Here is a 17,632-nt window from a genome sequence, read left to right on the forward strand (position 1 = left end):
TGCCCGCGCCGCCCTCCGGGCATATGCCGTATGCCGTGTGCCTCGGCCTCGCCGTCTGCCCGGTCGTGCGCCCGGCCGGCGGTACGGCGCCATCGTGCGCTCGTGCGGTCGTGCGGTCGTGCGGTCGTGCGGTCGTGCGGTCGGTCAGGTGATCGGGCGCAGGCGCGCGGTGAAGCGGGCGCGGGTGCCGTGCGGCACGATCGGCTCCCACGTGATGCGGCCCTGGAGGTCGCTCACGAGGGACTGGACGATCTGCGTGCCGAGACCCGAGCCCGGCCGTCGGGCCGGGTCGATGCCCTTGCCGTCGTCCTCGATGGAGACGACGACCGTCGACTGGCCGCGCTCGTCGTCCTGCCTCTCGATGCCGATGCGCACCTCTCCCCCGGCGTCGCCGAGACCGTGCTCGATGGCGTTCTGGACGAGCTCGCTCATGATCATCGCGAGGGAGGTTGCGTCCTCGGCCCGCAGGCGCCCGAAGGAGCCCTGGGTGACCGTGTGGACCGGGACGCCGTTGGCCGAGACCTCGACCACCGCGTTGAGGCCACGCTGCGCGATGGAGTCGAAGTCGACCGTCTCGTCGAAGCCCTGGCTCAGCTGGTCGTGGACCATGGCGATCGTGCCGACGCGACGCTCGGCCTCGGCGAGCGCGATCTTGGCCTCGCCGTCGGGCAGGCGGCGCGACTGGAGCCGCAGCAGGGCGGCGACGGACTGGAGGTTGTTCTTGACGCGGTGGTGGATCTCGCGGATCGTCGCGTCCTTGGTCATCAGCTCGCGCTCGCGGCGCCGCAGCTCGCCGACGTCGCGCATCAGCACGATGGCGCCGAAGCGCTGTCCGGCCTCGGTGAGCGGGATCGCCCGCATCGACACCGTCGTGCCGCCCGCGACCACCTCGGTGCGCCACGGCTGGCGTCCGGTGACGACGAGCGGCAGCCCCTCGTCGACGGGGTAGGACTCGCGCACGTTGTCGGTGACGATCTGGGCCAGGCTCGCGCCCACGACCTCCCCGAGGTGCCCCAGACGGTGAAGCGCCGACACGGCATTCGGGCTCGCGTAGGTGACGACGCCGTCGACGTCGAGGCGGATGACGCCGTCGCCGACGCGCGGCGCGCCGCGGCGCAGCCCGGTGGGTGCCCCGCTGTGCGGGAACTCTCCCCCGGTGACCATGCGGCAGAGCGCATCGGCCGTGGCGAGGTAGGTCAGCTCGAGGCGGCTGGGGGTGCGGGTCGTCCAGAGGTTGGTGTGACGGGTCATCACCGCGACGACGTGACCGCCGCGGACGACGGGGATGTACTCCTCGCGGACCGACTGGTCCGGCCCCTGCTCGTGCGGCACGACGACGTGGCGCACGCGCAGGATGCGCTGCTCCGAGGCGGCCTCGTCGAGCAGGTCGCGGGTGCGGCCGGGGTCGGCGACCCTGCCCACCTGGTCGTCGACGAAGACGAGCTGGCCGGTGGTGGGTCGCACGTGCGCCACCGCCTCCCAGCGCTCGCTCGTCGACCGGACCCAGAGCACGAGGTCGGCGAACGACAGGTCGGCGACGAGCTGCCAGTCGCCGACGAGCAGCTGCAGCCACTCGACGTCGTGGTCGGGCAGGTTCGTCCGGCCGCGCAGGAGCTCGCTCAGGGTTGCCACACCCCGAGCCTAGTGAGCCTCAGGGAGAGCCCTGGCCCGGCTCCCCGCGAGTGGCCCCGCAGCCCACCTGACCGGATCCGGTACGCGTGGGGCTGCGTGGCCACTCGAGCGGGCTGCTACGCCGTGGCCGCCTTCTTGCCGGCAGCCTTCTTGCTCGCTGCCTTCTTGCTCGCTGCCTTCTTGCTCGGGGTGGCCTTCTTGGCTGCGGTCGGAGCCGTGGCCTTCTTGGCCGTCGCCTTCTTCGCGGTCGCCTCCGTGGCGGTCGCCTGCTTCGCGGTCACCTGCTTCGCGGGGGCCTTCTTCGCCGGCGCCGACGAGGCGGACTCGACGGCGACGGGGGTCGGCTGCCCGGAGGCGGCCGGCTTCATCACCGTGCGCAGGGTGCGCAGGGCGACCGACAAGGCCGCGATCCCTGCGTGGCTCATCCGCTCGATGCCGCCGAGCGCCGCCCGCGCCCGGCCCAGGGCGTCGGCGTTGAGCTCGGACCACTCGGCGAGCCGGGTGGCGGCCTCGTGCCGCGGATCGCTGACGTCGAGCACCGAGCGCGTCAGGCTCTCGAGCACGGCGTAGAGGTCGTCGCGCAGGGCGCCTCGGGCCATGGCGTCCCAGCGGTCGTCGCGCGGCAGCATCGTGACCCGCGTCAGCATGGCGTCGATCGAGAACGTCTCGGAGGTCAGGAAGTAGACACCGACGACGTCGTCGAGCTTCTCGCCCGTGTCCTCGGCGATCTCGATGCAGTCGAGCAGCGAGTAGAGGTCGAGCAGCGAGGCGGCGCCGAGGGCGAGGTCCTCGGGGACACCCTTGCCCTCGAGCTCACGGGCCCGTCGCTGCAGTCGGGTGCGCTCGCTGCCCTGGAGCAGCTCACCGATGCGGCCGGAGAACGCCTCGATGCCGGGGCGGAAGCGCGCCACCTCCGCCGCGATGTCGAGCGAGGCGGGACGCGAGGTGAGGAACCACCGCACGGACCGGTCGATGAGCCGGCGGAACTCGAGGTAGAGCGCCGTCTGCGCGCCGGTGCTGACGACGTTGTCCGTGGCCTCGACCTGGCGGACGAAGCCCGCGAGGTCGAAGATCTCGCGGCAGACGACGTAGGCCCGGGCGACCTGCTCGGGGCTCGCGCCGGTCTCCTCGCCCGCACGGTAGGCGAAGGTGATGCCGCCCCGGTTGACCATCGAGTTGGCCACGGAGTTGGTGATGATCTCGCGGCGCAGCGGGTGGGCGGCGATCTGCTCGGCGTACTTGCCGCGCAACGGCTTCGGGAAGTACTCGGCCAGGGTCGACTCGAACCAGGGGTCGTCGGGCAGCGAGGTGGTGATGAGCTGGTTCTTCAGGTAGAGCTTGGCGTAGGCGACGAGCACCGAGAACTCCGGCGACGTCAGGCCGAGACCGTCCTTCTGGCGGCGCGCGATGGCCGCGTCACTCGGGAGGAACTCGAGCGAGCGGTCGAGGTCGCCGTCGGCCTCGAGGAACTGGATGAGGCGCTCGTGCACGCCGAGCATCGCGTGCTGCTGCGCCCGGGCGTTGCCGAGCAGGACGTTCTGCTCGTAGTTGTCGCGCAGCACCTGCTCCGCGACCTCGTCGGTCATCGAGGCGAGCAGGGTGTTGCGCCGCTTCGTCGTCAGCTCGCCCGAGCGGGTCAGCTCGGTGAGCAGGATCTTGATGTTGACCTCGTGGTCGGAGGTGTCGACGCCCGCACTGTTGTCGATGGCGTCGGTGTTGACGCGCACGCCCGCGAGCGCCGCCTCGATGCGGCCGAGCTGGCTAGCCCCGAGGTTGCCGCCCTCGCCGACGACCTTGCAGCGCAGGTCGGCGCCGTTGACGCGGATGGCGTCGTTGGCGCGGTCACCGATCTCACCGTTGCTCTCGGAGGTGGCCTTGACGTAGGTGCCGATGCCGCCGTTCCACAGCAGGTCGACGGGTGCGAGAAGGATCGCCTTCATCAGCTCGGCGGGCGTCATGCTCTTGGTGCCCGCACGCAGGCCGAGCGCCGCCACCATCTGCGGGCTGACCGGCACCGACTTGGCCGACCGCGGGAAGATGCCGCCGCCCTTGCTGATGAGCTTCTCGTCGTAGTCCGCCCACGACGATCCCGGCAGGTCGAACATCCGCCGCCGCTCGGCGTAGGAGCTCGCCGCGTCGGGGTCGGGGTCGACGAAGATGTGCCGGTGGTCGAAGGCGGCCAGCAGGCGAATGTGCTCCGACAGGAGCATGCCGTTGCCGAAGACGTCGCCGCTCATGTCGCCGACGCCGACGACGGTGAACTCCTGCGTCTGGGTGTCGACGCCGAGCTCGCGGAAGTGGCGCTTGACCGACTCCCACGCGCCGCGCGCGGTGATGCCCATGCCCTTGTGGTCGTAGCCCGCCGACCCGCCGGAGGCGAAGGCGTCGTCGAGCCAGAAGCCGTAGTCGGCCGAGAGCCCGTTGGCGATGTCGGAGAACTTCGCCGTGCCCTTGTCGGCCGCGACGACGAGGTAGGTGTCGTCCTCGTCGTGGCGCACGACGCGGTGCGGCGGCACGGCCTGGCCCGACACGAGGTTGTCGGTGAGGTCGAGCAGCCCGGAGATGAAGAGCTTGTAGGACGAGATGCCCTCGTCCATCCAGGCGGCGCGGTCGACCGCCGGGTCGGGCAGCTGCTTGGCGTAGAACCCGCCCTTGCTGCCGGTCGGCACGATGACGGCGTTCTTGACCATCTGGGCCTTGACGAGGCCGAGCACCTCGGTGCGGAAGTCCTCGCGCCGGTCGGACCAACGCAGGCCTCCGCGGGCGACCTTGCCGAAGCGCAGGTGCACGCCCTCGACGCGCGGGCTGTAGACCCAGATCTCGAACATCGGCCGGGGCGCCGGCAGGTCGGGGACCTTCTTGGGGTTGAGCTTGAGCGAGACGTAGGACTTGTCGCGGCCGGTCTCGTCGGGCTGGTAGAAGTTGGTGCGCAGGCTCGCCTGGATGACCCCGAGCAGGGCGCGGACGATGCGGTCGTGGTCGAGGCTCGCGACGTCGTCGAGGGCCTCCTTGATGCCCGCCACGACGTGCTTCTGGCGCGAGGCGCGCTTGTCGCGGCCGGCCTCGGTGTCGGGGAAGGCGTCGGGGTCGAACCGTGCCTCGAAGAGCTCGACGAGGCTGCGCGCGATGCCGGTGTTGGCGGCCAGGGCCGACTCGACGTAGTCCTGCGAGAACGTCGAGCCGGTCTGGCGGAGGTACTTCGCGACGGTGCGCAGGATGACGACCTGGCGCCACGTCAGCCCGGCGGCCAGCACGAGCGCGTTGAAGCCGTCGGACTCGGCCCGGCCGTCCCACACCGCCCGGAAGGCCTCCTCGAAGCGCTCGCGGACGTCGCTCGCGAGGGCAGCGTCGCCCGAGCCCCACGTGCGGGCGTCGGCGCACAGGCCGAAGTCGAAGATGTGGAGCGTGCGGCCGTCGGGGCCCGGCACCTCGTAGGGCCGCTCGTCGGTGACCTCGACACCGAGGTGCGTGAAGAGCGGCAGCACCTGGGTCAGTGAGAGGTCGGCGCGCCGGTAGAGCTTGAAGCGCCGCTCGCGCGGGTCGTCGGACGCGGGGTCGTCGTAGAGGTGCAGCCCGGTCGTGCGGTCGCCGTCTCCGAGCGCGTCGATGCGGTCGAGGTCGTCGACGGCCGTGGCGACGTCGAAGTCCTCCTTGTACGCCTCGGGCAGCGCCTTGGCGTAGGCCGCCATCGTGCGCGCCGCACCCTCGAGCCCGCGGGCCTCGCCGAGCGCCTCGGCGAGGTCCTCGTCCCAGGTGCGGGTCGCGTCGATGACGCGCTGCTCGAGGGCCGCCTCGTCGACGTCGGGGATGTCGGTGCCCGACGGCATGCGCACGACGAAGTGCAGGCGCGCAAGGGTGGACTCGCTGACGCGCGTCGTGTTGTCGATGTTCGCGCCGCCGAAGGCCTCGAGCAGGATCGACTCGATGCGCAGGCGCACCGTCGTGTTGTAGCGGTCGCGCGGCAGGTAGACGAGGCAGGAGACGAAGCGCCCGAACTCGTCGCGGCGCAGGAAGAGCTTGGTCTTGCGTCGCTCCTGCAGGTGCAGCACGCTCGTCGCGATCTCGGCCAGCTGCGACGGGCTCGTCTGGAAGAGCTCGTCCCGCGGGTAGGTCTCGAGGATCTGCAGGATGTCCTTGCCGGAGTGGCTGTCGGCGCTGAGGCCGGTCAGGCGCAGCACCTCCTGCGCCCGCACGTCGAGCAGCGGGATGTCGTGGATCGTGTCGTTGTAGGCGGCCGACGCGTAGAGGCCGAGGAAGCGCTGCTCGCCGACGCACTCGCCGCGGGCGTCGAAGCGCTTGATCGAGATGTAGTCCAGGTAGACGTCGCGGTGGACCGTCGCGCGGGAGTTGGCCTTGGTGATGATGAGGATGCTCGAGTCGCGGGCGGCCCTGCTTGCGGCCGGTGTCAGCACGAGTCCCTCTCCGGCAGAGGGCCGGTCGTAGCGCAGCAGGCCCAGACCCGTGCCCGGGACCTGGCGCGAGACGTCCTTGCCGTTCTCGTGCGCGAGGGAGTACTCGCGGTAGCCGAGGAAGGTGAAGTTGTTGTGCGCGAGCCACTCGAGGAAGCGGCCGGCCTCGCGCGCGTGGTGCGGGTCGGTGCCGGGCGGCGTCGCCGAGCGGAGCTCGCTCGCGATGGTGAGCGCGTGAGCGCGCATCTTCGGCCAGTCCTCGACGGAGTCGCGGACGTTCTCGAGGACGTGGCGCAGCCGGGCCTCGACGTCGGGCAGCGCGTCGGCCGGCAGCCGGTCGATCTCGAGGTGCATCCACGACTCGCGGACGAGGCCCTCCGAGGTCGAGCGGACCGTCGTGGACCCGTCGGTGACGACCGACTTGAGCTCGCCGGTGATGTCGCGCGACACCGTCATCTGCGGGTGGACGATCAGGTGCACGCCGCGGTCGAAGCCGCCGAGGGCTGCGACGACGGAGTCGACGAGGAAGGGCATGTCGTCGACGACGATCTGCACGACGGAGTGGCTCGTCGACCACCCCTCGTCCTCGGCCGACGGGTTGAAGGCCCGCACGTTGAAGGTGCCGACCGCGCGCTGCTGGGCGAAGGCGCGGTGCTCGGTGGCGATGGTCGCCAGCTCACGCGCCGGGCGGGCGAGCAGGTCCTCGGTCGCCACGAGGCGGTAGTAGGCGCGGAGGAACTCCTCGAGGTCGCCCGGAGCGGCCCCACCGGAGCGGCCTCGCCCCCGGCGAGGGACGGGCGCCACGGCCGCGGCAGCGGCCTTGATGACGTCGATTCGAGACTGTTCGAGTGACGCTGACATGCGGTTGTCGGATTCCTCACCGTGCGGCCGTTGCGGCGACACGTCGTTGTGCCGCGCATCTCACCATGTGAGCCTATCCCCGTCCGGGCGCGCGCCCGAACCGGCCCGCCGGACGCACGTCGAGACATCGGGCGACCATCCCGCGGCGCCGGTGGAGAACTCCGGGGCCGCTCGCTCGGCAGTCCCTAGAGTGGTGCCATGACCGACGGGAGCCCGGGGGCGGGTGCTGCGGACCCAGCCGTCCTCCGTGCCCTCACGACCGGCCGCTCCGCGACGCGGGCGATGTCCGACGAGCTGCTGACGCACCTGCCCGACCTCGGCGACCTGCCGACGCAACGCGCCCTCGACGGGTGGGTCGAGCAGGCCGCCGACACCCTCCGGGCCCTGTCGGAGGCGTTGGAGGAGCGGCTGCTCGACCTCGGCTCGGCGCGGGTCGGCACCGAGGTGCCGGACAGCGGACCGCTCTCGCGCACCACGGGATCCGCACCGTGGGACGGTGGCCCTCGATGAGCCTCTCCACCGGTGACCCCGGCTCCACCTCGGCCCTGGGTGGCGCCCTGCGGACGCAGGCCGGGCGGTTGGCCGACCTCGTCGTCGACCTCGATGCGGCCGCGCGACGGTCCGGGCGCACCGGCTCACCGGACGTGACCGGTCGGGAGCGCGACCTCGTCACCCGGACCGCCACCGAGCTCGACCGGGTGGGCGGACTGCTCCAGTCGTGGACCACGACCGCCGTCGAGTCGGCCGCGCGGGTGCGCGCCCTCGAGCCGGCGCTGACGCGCTGCGACCTCGTCATCGACGGGCACCTCGTCGTCGAACGCTCGGGACCCAGCAGGGTCGAGCCCGCCGAGCGGCTGGCCGAGCGCGAGCGCCTGCAGGAGCTGCTCAACCGCGTGACGGCCGTGCGCTCGCGCGAGCAGGCCCGCCTGCGCCGCGACCTCGAGACCTCGGTCACGACCCTCGCCGCCCTGTCCGACCGGGCCCGTTCGGGCTCGTGACCGTCGGCGACGCTGCGGACGTCGCGGGCCGCGGACGGCACCGGCGACGCGGAGCCGGGCCCACGGCATACGTCCTCGGGGCGCAGGGCGCCGTGCAATAGCGTGTCGGCCATGAAGATCTCCGAGACGATCACGTATGCCGCGCCGCCCGAGACCGTCTACGCCATGGTCACCGACCCGGCCTTCCAGGAGCGCAAGTGCGTCGAGGCCCACGCGCAGCGGCACGAGGCCGCCGTGAGCCCGGCCGGCGACGGCGCCCGCGTCGTCACCAAGCGCGACCTGCCGGCCGACGACCTCCCCGACTTCGCGAAGTCCATCGTCGGGCCGACCCTGTCGGTGACGGAGACCTACGAGTGGGGCGGCGCCGCGGCCGACGGCTCGCGCTCGGGCACCCTGACCGTCGAGGTCGCCGGCGCGCCGGTCGCCCTGCGCTCGAACGTGCGGCTGCTCCCGTCGGGCGGCGGCACGCAGATCACCATCGAGGGCGACCTCAAGGCCTCGATCCCGCTCTTCGGCGGCAAGGTCGAGAAGGCCGCGGCGCCGGCCGTCATCGACGCCATCCACAGCGAGCAGCGGACCGGCACGGCCTGGCTCGCCGAGCGCGCCTGACCACCGCGCTTCCACACCCCGCACACACCGCTGGGCCCGCCTCCTGACGGAGACGGGCCCAGCGGCCTACGTGCTGCGGTGGTGCGCCGCAGCTCACCCCATGTGCGGGTAGGCGTGGTTCGTCGGCGGGACGAACGTCTCCTTGATCGAGCGGACGCTCGTCCAGCGCAGCAGGTTCTGCGCGGCGCCCGCCTTGTCGTTGGTGCCCGAGGCGCGGCCGCCGCCGAACGGCTGCTGGCCGACGACGGCGCCGGTCGGCTTGTCGTTGACGTAGAAGTTGCCCGCGGCGAAGCGCAGGCGCTTCGTGGCGTCGGCGATGACGCGGCGGTCCTGGGCGATGATCGAGCCGGTCAGGCCGTAGGGCGCGAAGCGCTCCATCTGGTCGAGGACCGTGTCGTACTGCGCGTCGGGGAAGACGTTCACCGACAGGATCGGGCCGAAGTACTCGGTGCGGAACGACTCGTCGGCCGAGTCCTTGATCTCGAGGACCGTCGGGCGCACGAAGTAGCCGACCGAGTCGTCGTACGTGCCGCCCGCGACGACGTCGATGCCCTTGGTGGCGTGGGCGCGGTCGATGGCGTCCTTGTGCTTGGCGAAGGCCCGGTCGTCGATGACGGCGCCCATGAAGTTGGACAGGTCGGTGACGTCGCCCTGGGTCAGGCCGTTGGTGATGTCGACGAGGTCGCCCTTGATCTGCTTCCAGACGGAGGCCGGGACGTAGGCGCGCGAGGCGGCCGAGCACTTCTGGCCCTGGAACTCGAAGGCGCCGCGGATCATCGCGGTGCGCAGCACGGCCGGGTCGGCGCTCGGGTGGGCGAGGATGAAGTCCTTGCCGCCGGTCTCGCCGACGAGCCGGGGGTAGGTGCGGTAGCGGTCGAGGTTGGTGCCGACCTCGTGCCACAGGTGCTTGAACGTCGGCGTCGAGCCGGTGAAGTGGATGCCGGCGAGGTCCTCGTCGGCGAGGGCGGCCTTGCTGACGTTGATGCCGTCGCCGGTCACCATGTTGATGACGCCGGGCGGCATGCCGGCCTCCTCGAGCAGCTCCATCGTCAGCTGGGCCGCGAGCTGCTGCGTCGGGCTCGGCTTCCACACGACGGTGTTGCCCATGAGCGCCGGCGCGGTCGGCAGGTTGCCGGCGATGGCCGTGAAGTTGAACGGCGTGATGGCGTAGACGAAGCCCTCGAGGGAGCGGTAGTCCGAGCGGTTCCAGATGCCCTTGGCGTTGAGGGGCGGCTGCTGCTCCAGGATCTGCCGGGCGAAGTGGACGTTGATGCGCCAGAAGTCGATGAGCTCGCACGCCGCGTCGATCTCGGCCTGGTAGGCCGTCTTGCTCTGGCCGAGCATCGTCGCGGCGTTGAGCCGCGCTCGCCACGGGCCGGAGAGCAGCTCGGCGGCCTTGAGCAGGATGGCCGCCCGGTCGTCGAAGGACAGCTCGCGCCACATCGGGGCGGCGGCCTTGGCGGCGTCGACGGCTGCCTGGCCCTCCTTGACGGTAGCGTTGCGCAGCGTGCCGAGCACCTTGCGGTGCGCGTGCGGCTGGCGCGCGGCGATCTTGCGGCCCGTGCCGACCACGCGCTCACCGTTGATCGTGTGGGGCAGCTCGGTCTGGGTCGACCCCAGCTCGGCGAGGGCCACCTCGAGCGCGGCTCGCTCGGGCGAGCCCGGTGCGTAGTCGAGCACCGGCTCGTTGGCCGGTGCGGGCACGTGGGTCACGGCGTCCATCAAGTTCTCCTGCGGGTCGGCACGGGGTCTCGCCGGTCAGGGCGAGCGGGGTGGCCCGCCTCGTGGGCGGGCCACCCCATCGTTCCATGCCTGCCGCAGCGGCCGTCAGTGCAGGACGGGGATGCTCCACGGGTAGCGGAAGGACTCACCGCGGTTGGCGGCCATCGCGGCGCGCACGTGGTACCAGATGCCGGCGAGGACGGCGACGATCCAGACGATGATCGCGACCGGGATGAGGATCACGGTGAAGAACATGACCCAGCCGGCGATGATCGCGACCCATACGGCGAGGTTGAAGTTGAAGGACCCGGCTGCCGCCTGGCGCACGAAGGCGCTGCGGTCCTTGTAGATGGCCCAGATGACGAGGGGTCCGACGAAGCTGAGCCAGCCCACGGAGATGACGGCGGCGACGAGTGCGGCGAGGTGGCCGAGGACGGCCCACGTGCGCTCCTCGCTCGTCGGCGTGAGCGACTGGCCGGACGACGGGTTCGGGATCGGATGTGTCATGACCCCATCGTCGCGCGAGCAGGGCCGGTTCCGCTGCTGGGGAGAGCCCTGAGCCGACCCTGAGCGGTCCCCGACCCCGCCCTGTGCCGATCGGGGTGCCGTCGGGGGTGTCGCCGGGCTGTTGGCCGCTGCGCCTCCGGTCTCGTATGCCGTGTGGTCAGGCGGAGGCGCCCACGGTGTCCTCGACGTCGAGCGAGCAGACGGTGCTGGCCGGGTCGGAGATGCCGATGGTCGTGAGGAGCGTGAGCGTCAGCTCGTGGTGCCCGCGCGCACCGGGGTGGAACGTGTCGTCGAGCCATCCCTCCGGTGCGACGTCGTCGCCGGCGTCGGCCGCAGCGGCCGCCCAGGCACCGGCGTGGTCGACGACGAGCACCCCGAGGTCACGCGCCACCTCGCGCACCGCCTCGGAGTAGAGGGCGATGAGGCCGGGCCCCCGGCCGCCGTCCTCGAGCACGGGAGGGGGCGTCTGCAGCACGACGGTGGCGCCGACGTCGCGGGAGCGCTGGACGATCTGGTCGAGGCGGTAGCGGAACCCGCGCACGCCGTCCTCGCCCGCGAGGATGTCGTTGGTCCCGAACATGACGAAGACGACGTCGGGCGCGAACCGCCCTGCCCGCCAGTGGAACTCGGGCAGCAGGTCCTCGGTCGTGGCGCCGGACACGCCGGAGTTGATGACCGCGTCACCGCGCCGACCGAGCTCACCGCGAACCCGCTCGGCGAAGTGCTCGACGTAGCCGCGCCGCCCGTGCGTGTGCGTGACGCCCTGGGTGATGCTGTCGCCGAGGAACACCCAGGTCACGGGTGGCCCGGAGAGGATCTCGCGCAGTCGGTCGGCATCGCGGCGGGCGTACTCGTCAGCGGTGAAGTCCATCCGCGCAAGGTAACAAGGGATCGCGCGCCCGCGACTCCCCCGGACCAGCACGTGGGACGGTCATGCGGCCCCGGCACGACGGTGGCCGACGGCGTTCGCGGCCTCGGTCTCCGCCGCCGGTGTCAGGGGCTGCGGCCGGTCCTCACCGTGCAGGCTGGCCTCGACCGGCAGCCGGTCGACGAACCGGGCCACCGCTCCCCCGACCGCGGCGTCCGCGAGCAGGCGTCGGTGGCCGAGCCCCGCCGTCGAGAGCAGCTGAGCGTCGGGCCAGGACCGCACGAGACGGGTCGACGCCTCGTGCGGCACCTCTCGGTCGAGCAGGTCGTGGACGACGAGCAGCTCGGGTCGCCCGGCCGCCGGGAGGCCGTCGGAGATCGTGACGAGGTCGAGCTCGTCCGGCCCGTAGCCGGTGCGCAGCCGCACGCGGTCGACGAGTCTGTGGGTCGTCCGCTCCCCGAGGCCCAGCTCGGCCCGCAGCACCGTGAGCAGGTCGGGTATGCCGCTCGGCTGGGCGAGCAGCACGAGACGCTCCGCGGCGAGCCAGCCGTCGCGGATGGCGAGCAGCGAGCTGAGGGCTCCCATCGAGTGGGCGACCACGGCCCGGGCCGGGCCGAAGCGCGCGGCGACGGCATCGAGGGAGCGACCGAGCTCGACGGCGTCGCTCGACGAGCCGCCGTGGACGCCGGCGTCGGAGCGGCCGTGGCTGAGGCCGTCGAAGGCGACGACCTGCAGGCCGCGGTCGAGCAGCGGCGCCACGAGCGGCACCAGCTGCTCGAGACTCCCGCCCCAGCCGTGCACGAGGTAGACGACCGGGCCCTCGCCCCAGACACACCCCCGGACCGCCCGACCGCGCAGGCGCACCTCGAAGGGGGCCGCGAGCAGCTCCGGGACCGTCAGTCCGGGGCTTGTCACCGGTGCCGGCGGGCGTGACGCCGGGAGCCGGAACCACACGTCCTCCGCCAGCCGCGCCGCGAGACCGGGCGCCGTGGATTCGAGGACGCGACAGGTTCGTCGCATAATAGACCGAACGATCGTGCTTTTCTGGACCGAGGGAAAAGTCATGACTGCTCCTGACGGAATCGGCGGGGTGTGGTGCGTGACGGGCGGACGGAAGGGAGTGGCCGAGGTCAGGCCGTCCGGGCGGCGGCGCGGCAGCTGAGGACCAGGCGGTCGAAGGCGCGGCGCGCGCGCTCCTCGGCCCGGCCGTCGCGCATGAGCCGACGGGCGTGGTGGTGGGCCAGGACGATGCCCTCGAGCTCGTAGGCGAACTGCTCGGGGTCCACGTCGTCGCGGAAGTGCCCCTCGCTCACGGCCGTGCCGACGATGAGGGTCAGGGACTCAAGCTTGTCGCGCTCTGCGCGCACGAGCTCGTCCCGGACGGGACCCTCCTGGTCGTCGAACTCGCTTGCGGCGTCGACGAAGATGCACCCGCCGTCGAAAGCGGTGGACTGCCAGGTGATCCACCGGTCGAAGAACTCCCGCACGCGCGGCTCTCCGCGCGGCGCGGCGACCGTCGGTCGCAGGACGACTTCGGTGAAGCGGTCCCGGGCATGCTGGAGCACCTGGACCTGCAGCGCCTCCTTCGAGGCGAAGTGGGCATAGAGCCCGCTCTTGCTCAACCGGGTCGCCGCGGCGAGGGTGCCGATGGTGAGGCCGCCCAACCCGACGAGCGAGGCCAGCTCGGTCGCCTCCTCGAGGACGGCGGCCTTCGTGCTCTCACCCTTGCCCATGCGGTCCATAAAAGCACGATCGTTCGTCCCCGACAAGGGTGTCGATGAGCTCCGTCCGAGGTCGGTCCGGTCAGCCGGCGTCGACGAGCCAGGAGCGCACGATCGTCGCCCAGACCGCGACGCTGTCGGGCACGATGCTCCCGGCGTCGTCGTCGAGGCGCCGCACGAGCTCCGCGACCGTGACCCACTCACCCCACGACACCTCCTCCGGCTGCCACCGGATGGGACCGTCCCACGTCGCCACGAACCGGAAGGCCCGGTAGCGGGTGTGCTCGTCGGCGTAGTCCGCGACACCGAGGGCCTCGAGCCGCACCCCGGTGACCCCGAGCTCCTCCTCGACCTCACGGACCGCGCCGAGGCCCGGATCCTCCCCCGCCAGGACGACCCCGCCGGCCGCGAAGTCGAGCAGGCCGGGGTAGACGTCCTTCGTCGTGGTGCGCCGGTGCAGGTAGACCCGACCGATCGGGTCGCGCACGACGATGGAGGATGCCGCGTGGCGCAGGTTGCGCGCCCGCATCACCGAGCGCGGCGCCGACCCGACGACCTCGCCGGCATCGTCGTAGAGCGCGACCACCTCGTCGGCCATGTCCCCCGCTCTCAGCCGGGAAAGAACGAGCGCACGTCGTCGAGCTCGGTGACGTCGTACCAGAGCAGCTCGTCGGCCTCCTCGTCGACGCCGACCGTGACCTCGTCGTCGACGTGGAAGGACGCGACCCGCGACAACGGGACGGGCGCCGTGATCACGACCTTCGACACGGGCGCACCGTCACGCGGTGACACCCAGGCCGGGTCGGCGTCGGCGGCCGCCACGACCCTGCGCTCCGCGCGCGAGGACCGCAGTCCGGCCGCGGCCTCGACGGCGTCGCTGAAGGCGGCGTACTCGAGGTCCTCCACGTCGAGACCCGGCGCGGCCGCCTCGAGACCCGAGGTCACGGCATACGCCGTCCGCGGGGTGCCCGGCCCGGCCGCGAGCGCGCCCGTCGACGCGAGCTCCTCGAGACCCGCGCGACCCAGCGGCACGTAGATGCGCACGACGGGCATCAGGACTCCCTCCCGCTCGTCAGCTCGGCGAGCGACTCGACGATGGACTGGCCGAGCACGTCGACGTCGGGCATGGCGTCGCGGTCGGCGTTGAGGCCGAAGTAGACGCCGCCGTTGTAGGACGTGACGCCGATGGACAGTGCCTGGCCCTTGGCAAGCGGCGTGACCGGGTAGGTCGAGAGCATCTCGGCGTCGCCGGCGTAGAGCGGGCTCTGCGGGCCCGGCACGTTGGTGATCATGACGTTGTAGAGCCGGCGCGACATCGCCGAGCCGAGGCGCGCACCGAGCGCGTGCAGCGTGGGCGGCGCGAAGCCGGCGAGGTTGGCGAGCGAGGTGGCCCCGACGGCCTGGCCGCCCTCCATCTGCTGGCGCATCGCGAACGCGATCTGGTGCAGCCGCATCGAGGCGCCGGGCTCCCCCACCGGAAGGTTGACGACGCACGCCATCACCTGGTTGGCGTACATCCCGGCGGGGTCGTCGCCGTAGATGCTGACCGGCACCATGGCGCGCACCGACGTGTGGGGGCTGACAGCCTCGCCCCGGCCGAGCAGCCAGGCGCGGAAGCCGCCCGCGATCGTGGCGAGCACGACGTCGTTGATCGTCACGTCCTCGGCGTAGGCACCGCGCGCGAGCCGCTTGCGCACGAGGCGGTAGTCCTCGAGGTCGGTGGCGATCATAACCCACCGGCGGGCCGAGCCGATCTCGGCGTTGAGCGGTGAGTCGGGGGCCGGACGCGCCGCCGTGCGCGCGACGGTCGAGAGCACCTGCCCCGCGGACTCGACGGCACGCATCCCGACGTTGAGGGCGTCGTTGAGGCCGCCGCGGACGAGGTCGACGACCTGGGTCGGTCGGCGCACCGCGTCGATGACCGCTCCGGTCACGAGCTCGACCGACGAGGGAGGTCGGCTCGGCTCCCACGGCACGACGAGCTCGTCCTCGTCCTCGCCCTTGACGGAGTCGACGATGACGTGGGCGATGTCGAGCGCGTTGACGCCGTCGATGAGGGCGTGGTGGGTCTTGGTGACGATGGCGAACCGGCCGTCGTGCAGCCCCTCGACGAGGTAGACCTCCCACAGGGGGCGGGTGCGGTCGAGCTTGCGCGGCTGGACGCGGGCGACAAAGTCCTGCAGCTGGCGGTCGCTGCCCGGCCGCGGCAGGCCCGCGCGGCGCACGTGGTAGCCCATGTCGAACGCCTCGTCGTCGACCCACACCGGGTTGGCGATGCGTCCCGGGACGTCGAGGACCTTCTGGCGGAAGCGCGGGATCGCGCCGATGCGGCTCTCGATGATCCGCACGAGCTGGTCGTAGTCGAAGCCCTGGCGCGGGGGCTGGAAGACCATGACCGACCCGACGTGCATCGACGTGGTGGACTCCTCGAGGTAGAGGAACGACGCGTCGAGCGAGGTCAGGCGGTCAGACATGGTCACACTCTGCCAGACCGCCCTGCCTAGGATCGTGGCCATGCGAGCGTTTCGAGCCCTTCCGTATGCCGTGTGCGTCCTCGTCCTCGCCGGCGCAGGCGCCTGCTCCTCCGCCAGCCCCGAGCCCGGGGCAGGCGGGGTCACCGGCGTCGTGTCGACCGGCAGCGTCAAGCGCCTCGCGGTGACGATCAGCGGGACCACCGTGACGCCGGCGCCGGCGCAGGTCGACCTGCCGATCGGCTCGACCCTCGAGCTCGTCGTGACGAGCGACCACGACGACGAGCTGCACGCCCACGGCTTCGACGTCGAGGCCAAGCTCAAGGCGGGCACGCCGACGACGCTGCGGCTCACCGCCACCGAGTCCGGCGCCTACGAGGTCGAGACGCACGACCCTGCCCTGACGCTGCTCACCGTCGCCGTCCGCTGACCGTGGCGCTCCTCGCTCCCCTGGTGGTCCCTGCGCTGGCTCCTGCGCTCGCTCCGGCCCACGGGGTCGGCAGCCGCGGCGACCTGCCGCTGCCGTTCACGGCGCTCGTCACCGCGGCCGTCGCCGCGCTCGTCATCTCGTTCGTCGCCATCGGCACCCTGTGGCGCGAGCCCTGCCTGCGCGACACCGACGGCATGCTCCTGCCGGGTCCGCTCGCCGCGCTGCTCGACTCCAGGTGGCTGCGCGTCGTCGCCCGGGTCCTCGCGGCGCTCCTGTCGCTGTGGACCCTGACCGCCCTCGTCCTCGGCCCCGACTCGGCGCGCAACCCCGTGCCACACGTCGTCTACGTCTGGCTGTGGGTCGGCCTCGCCTTCGCCTCCATGCTCCTCGGGCCGGTGTGGCGGGTCATCAACCCGCTCCGGTGGCTGCACGCGGGGCTGCTCCGTCTCGCGCGGGTGTCGCCGGACCTCGCCGCCCTGCCGTACCGGTGGGGCCTCTGGCCGGCGGCCATCGGCCTCGGCACGTTCACGTGGGTCGAGCTCGTCGCCGAGGACAACACCTCGCTCGGCTTCCTGCGGCTGCTCGTTGCCGGCTTCATCTCCGTGTCGTTGCTCGGCGCCGCCGTCTTCGGCCGCACGTGGTTCGACCACGCGGATCCCTTCGAGGCGTGGTCCCGGCTGCTCGGCCTGCTCTCCCCGCTCGGCCGGCACCCTGACGGACGCTGGGTGCTGCGCACTCCCCTGCACGGGGTCAACGGCCTGCGAGGCCAGCGGGGACTCGTGCCCACGGTCGCCGTCATGCTCGGCGGCACGGCCTACGACGGCTTCTCGGCGAACCTGTCGTGGGCGACCTTCGTGCAGACCTCGCCGGTCCCGTCCTCGCTGCTGCGGACGGCGACGCTGCTGGCGTTCTTCGGTCTCGTGGCCGTGACGATCTGGCTGGCGTCGGTGGTGTCGGTGCGCCTCGCCGGCGAGCCGTTCACGCACTCGTTCTCGTTCGTCAGCGACATCGCGCCGTCCCTCATCCCGATCGCCGGCGGCTACGTCATCGCGCACTACTGGTCGCTCTGGGTCTACCAGGGGCAGTACGCCTGGCGCCTGCTCACCGACCCGCTCGGGACCGGAGCCGACCTGCTCGGCACCGCCGACCTGACCCCGAACGACCTGCTCATCCAGCCGACGCTCGTCGCGACGATCCAGGCCGTGAGCATCGTCGTCGGGCACCTGCTTGGCGTCCTGGCCGCCCACGAGCGCGCCATCACGGTGCTCGACCGCCGCTCGGCCGTGGTCGGCCAGGTGCCGCTCATGGTCGTCATGATCTTCTACACCCTGGGCGGCCTGACCATCCTCTTCGCTCCCTGACCCCGGACCTCGTCCACCGGGCCTCGGCCGGACCTGGAGCCTG

15 protein-coding genes are annotated in these 17,632 nt (G+C 72.1%); 5 read left to right on the forward strand and 10 right to left on the reverse strand.

What is annotated here, in order from left to right:
- Positions 1–144: 144 nt before the first annotated feature.
- Positions 145–1,632, reverse strand: a complete 1,488-nt coding sequence (locus tag U5C87_RS20100) for a sensor histidine kinase (RefSeq protein WP_330474210.1) — start codon at positions 1,630–1,632, stop codon at positions 145–147.
- A 116-nt stretch (positions 1,633–1,748) separates the two neighbouring features.
- The gene (locus U5C87_RS20105; protein WP_330474211.1) at positions 1,749–6,902 is read right to left on the reverse strand and encodes an NAD-glutamate dehydrogenase; all 5,154 of its coding nucleotides are present in this window, start codon (positions 6,900–6,902) and stop codon (positions 1,749–1,751) included.
- A 198-nt stretch (positions 6,903–7,100) separates the two neighbouring features.
- Here U5C87_RS20105 and U5C87_RS20110 point away from each other — a divergent pair, with 198 nt between their 5' ends.
- From U5C87_RS20110 to U5C87_RS20120, 3 genes are all read left to right on the forward strand, one after another.
- Positions 7,101–7,412, forward strand: coding sequence for a hypothetical protein (locus tag U5C87_RS20110; protein ID WP_330474212.1), 312 nt, complete (start codon positions 7,101–7,103; stop codon positions 7,410–7,412).
- Positions 7,409–7,900 (forward strand): hypothetical protein, encoded by a 492-nt coding sequence (locus tag U5C87_RS20115; RefSeq protein WP_330474213.1) that lies wholly within the window; start codon positions 7,409–7,411, stop codon positions 7,898–7,900. Before U5C87_RS20110 ends, U5C87_RS20115 begins: the two co-directional genes overlap by 4 nt.
- A gap of 111 nt (positions 7,901–8,011) precedes the next feature.
- Entirely contained in the window at positions 8,012–8,509 is a 498-nt protein-coding gene (locus U5C87_RS20120; protein ID WP_330474214.1) for a DUF2505 domain-containing protein, read from the forward strand.
- Positions 8,510–8,602: 93 nt separating this feature from the next.
- On the opposite strand, the gene pruA is transcribed toward U5C87_RS20120, so the two are convergent.
- The 8 genes from pruA to U5C87_RS20160 form a co-directional block, all read right to left on the reverse strand.
- The gene (gene pruA, locus U5C87_RS20125) at positions 8,603–10,231 is read right to left on the reverse strand and encodes an L-glutamate gamma-semialdehyde dehydrogenase (protein WP_330474215.1); all 1,629 of its coding nucleotides are present in this window, start codon (positions 10,229–10,231) and stop codon (positions 8,603–8,605) included.
- Positions 10,232–10,336: 105 nt separating this feature from the next.
- Entirely contained in the window at positions 10,337–10,738 is a 402-nt protein-coding gene (locus U5C87_RS20130; protein ID WP_030194823.1) for a DUF4870 domain-containing protein, read from the reverse strand.
- 157 nt (positions 10,739–10,895) lie between these two features.
- Positions 10,896–11,609, reverse strand: coding sequence for an SGNH/GDSL hydrolase family protein (locus U5C87_RS20135; RefSeq protein ID WP_330474216.1), 714 nt, complete (start codon positions 11,607–11,609; stop codon positions 10,896–10,898).
- Between the two features lie 60 nt (positions 11,610–11,669).
- Positions 11,670–12,521 (reverse strand): alpha/beta fold hydrolase, encoded by an 852-nt coding sequence (locus U5C87_RS20140; protein WP_330474217.1) that lies wholly within the window; start codon positions 12,519–12,521, stop codon positions 11,670–11,672.
- A 215-nt stretch (positions 12,522–12,736) separates the two neighbouring features.
- Positions 12,737–13,339: a TetR/AcrR family transcriptional regulator gene (locus U5C87_RS20145; RefSeq protein ID WP_330474218.1), complete on the reverse strand. Its 603-nt coding sequence runs from the start codon at positions 13,337–13,339 to the stop codon at positions 12,737–12,739.
- A 70-nt stretch (positions 13,340–13,409) separates the two neighbouring features.
- Complete coding sequence (locus tag U5C87_RS20150) at positions 13,410–13,925, reverse strand: NUDIX hydrolase (protein WP_330474219.1); 516 nt, start codon at positions 13,923–13,925, stop codon at positions 13,410–13,412.
- Positions 13,926–13,936: 11 nt separating this feature from the next.
- On the reverse strand, positions 13,937–14,380 hold the full coding sequence (locus U5C87_RS20155) for a DUF6912 family protein (RefSeq protein ID WP_330474220.1): 444 nt from the start codon (positions 14,378–14,380) through the stop codon (positions 13,937–13,939).
- The gene (locus U5C87_RS20160) at positions 14,380–15,801 is read right to left on the reverse strand and encodes a WS/DGAT/MGAT family O-acyltransferase (RefSeq protein WP_330474221.1); all 1,422 of its coding nucleotides are present in this window, start codon (positions 15,799–15,801) and stop codon (positions 14,380–14,382) included. The genes U5C87_RS20155 and U5C87_RS20160 overlap by 1 nt, the downstream gene beginning before the upstream one ends.
- Before the next feature lie 40 nt (positions 15,802–15,841).
- On the opposite strand from U5C87_RS20160, the gene U5C87_RS20165 reads away from it, so the two are divergent.
- Together U5C87_RS20165 and U5C87_RS20170 are read left to right on the forward strand one after the other, a co-directional pair.
- Positions 15,842–16,228, forward strand: coding sequence for a hypothetical protein (locus tag U5C87_RS20165; RefSeq protein WP_330474222.1), 387 nt, complete (start codon positions 15,842–15,844; stop codon positions 16,226–16,228).
- A 23-nt stretch (positions 16,229–16,251) separates the two neighbouring features.
- Positions 16,252–17,589 carry a hypothetical protein gene (locus U5C87_RS20170; RefSeq protein WP_330474223.1) on the forward strand — a complete coding sequence of 446 codons (1,338 nt, stop codon included), beginning with the start codon at positions 16,252–16,254 and terminating at the stop codon, positions 17,587–17,589.
- Positions 17,590–17,632 lie beyond the last annotated feature (43 nt).

Origin of the sequence: Terrabacter sp. C0L_2 (genome assembly GCF_036352015.1) — a bacterium.
GTDB classification, from domain to species: Bacteria; Actinomycetota; Actinomycetes; order Actinomycetales; family Dermatophilaceae; genus Terrabacter; species Terrabacter tumescens.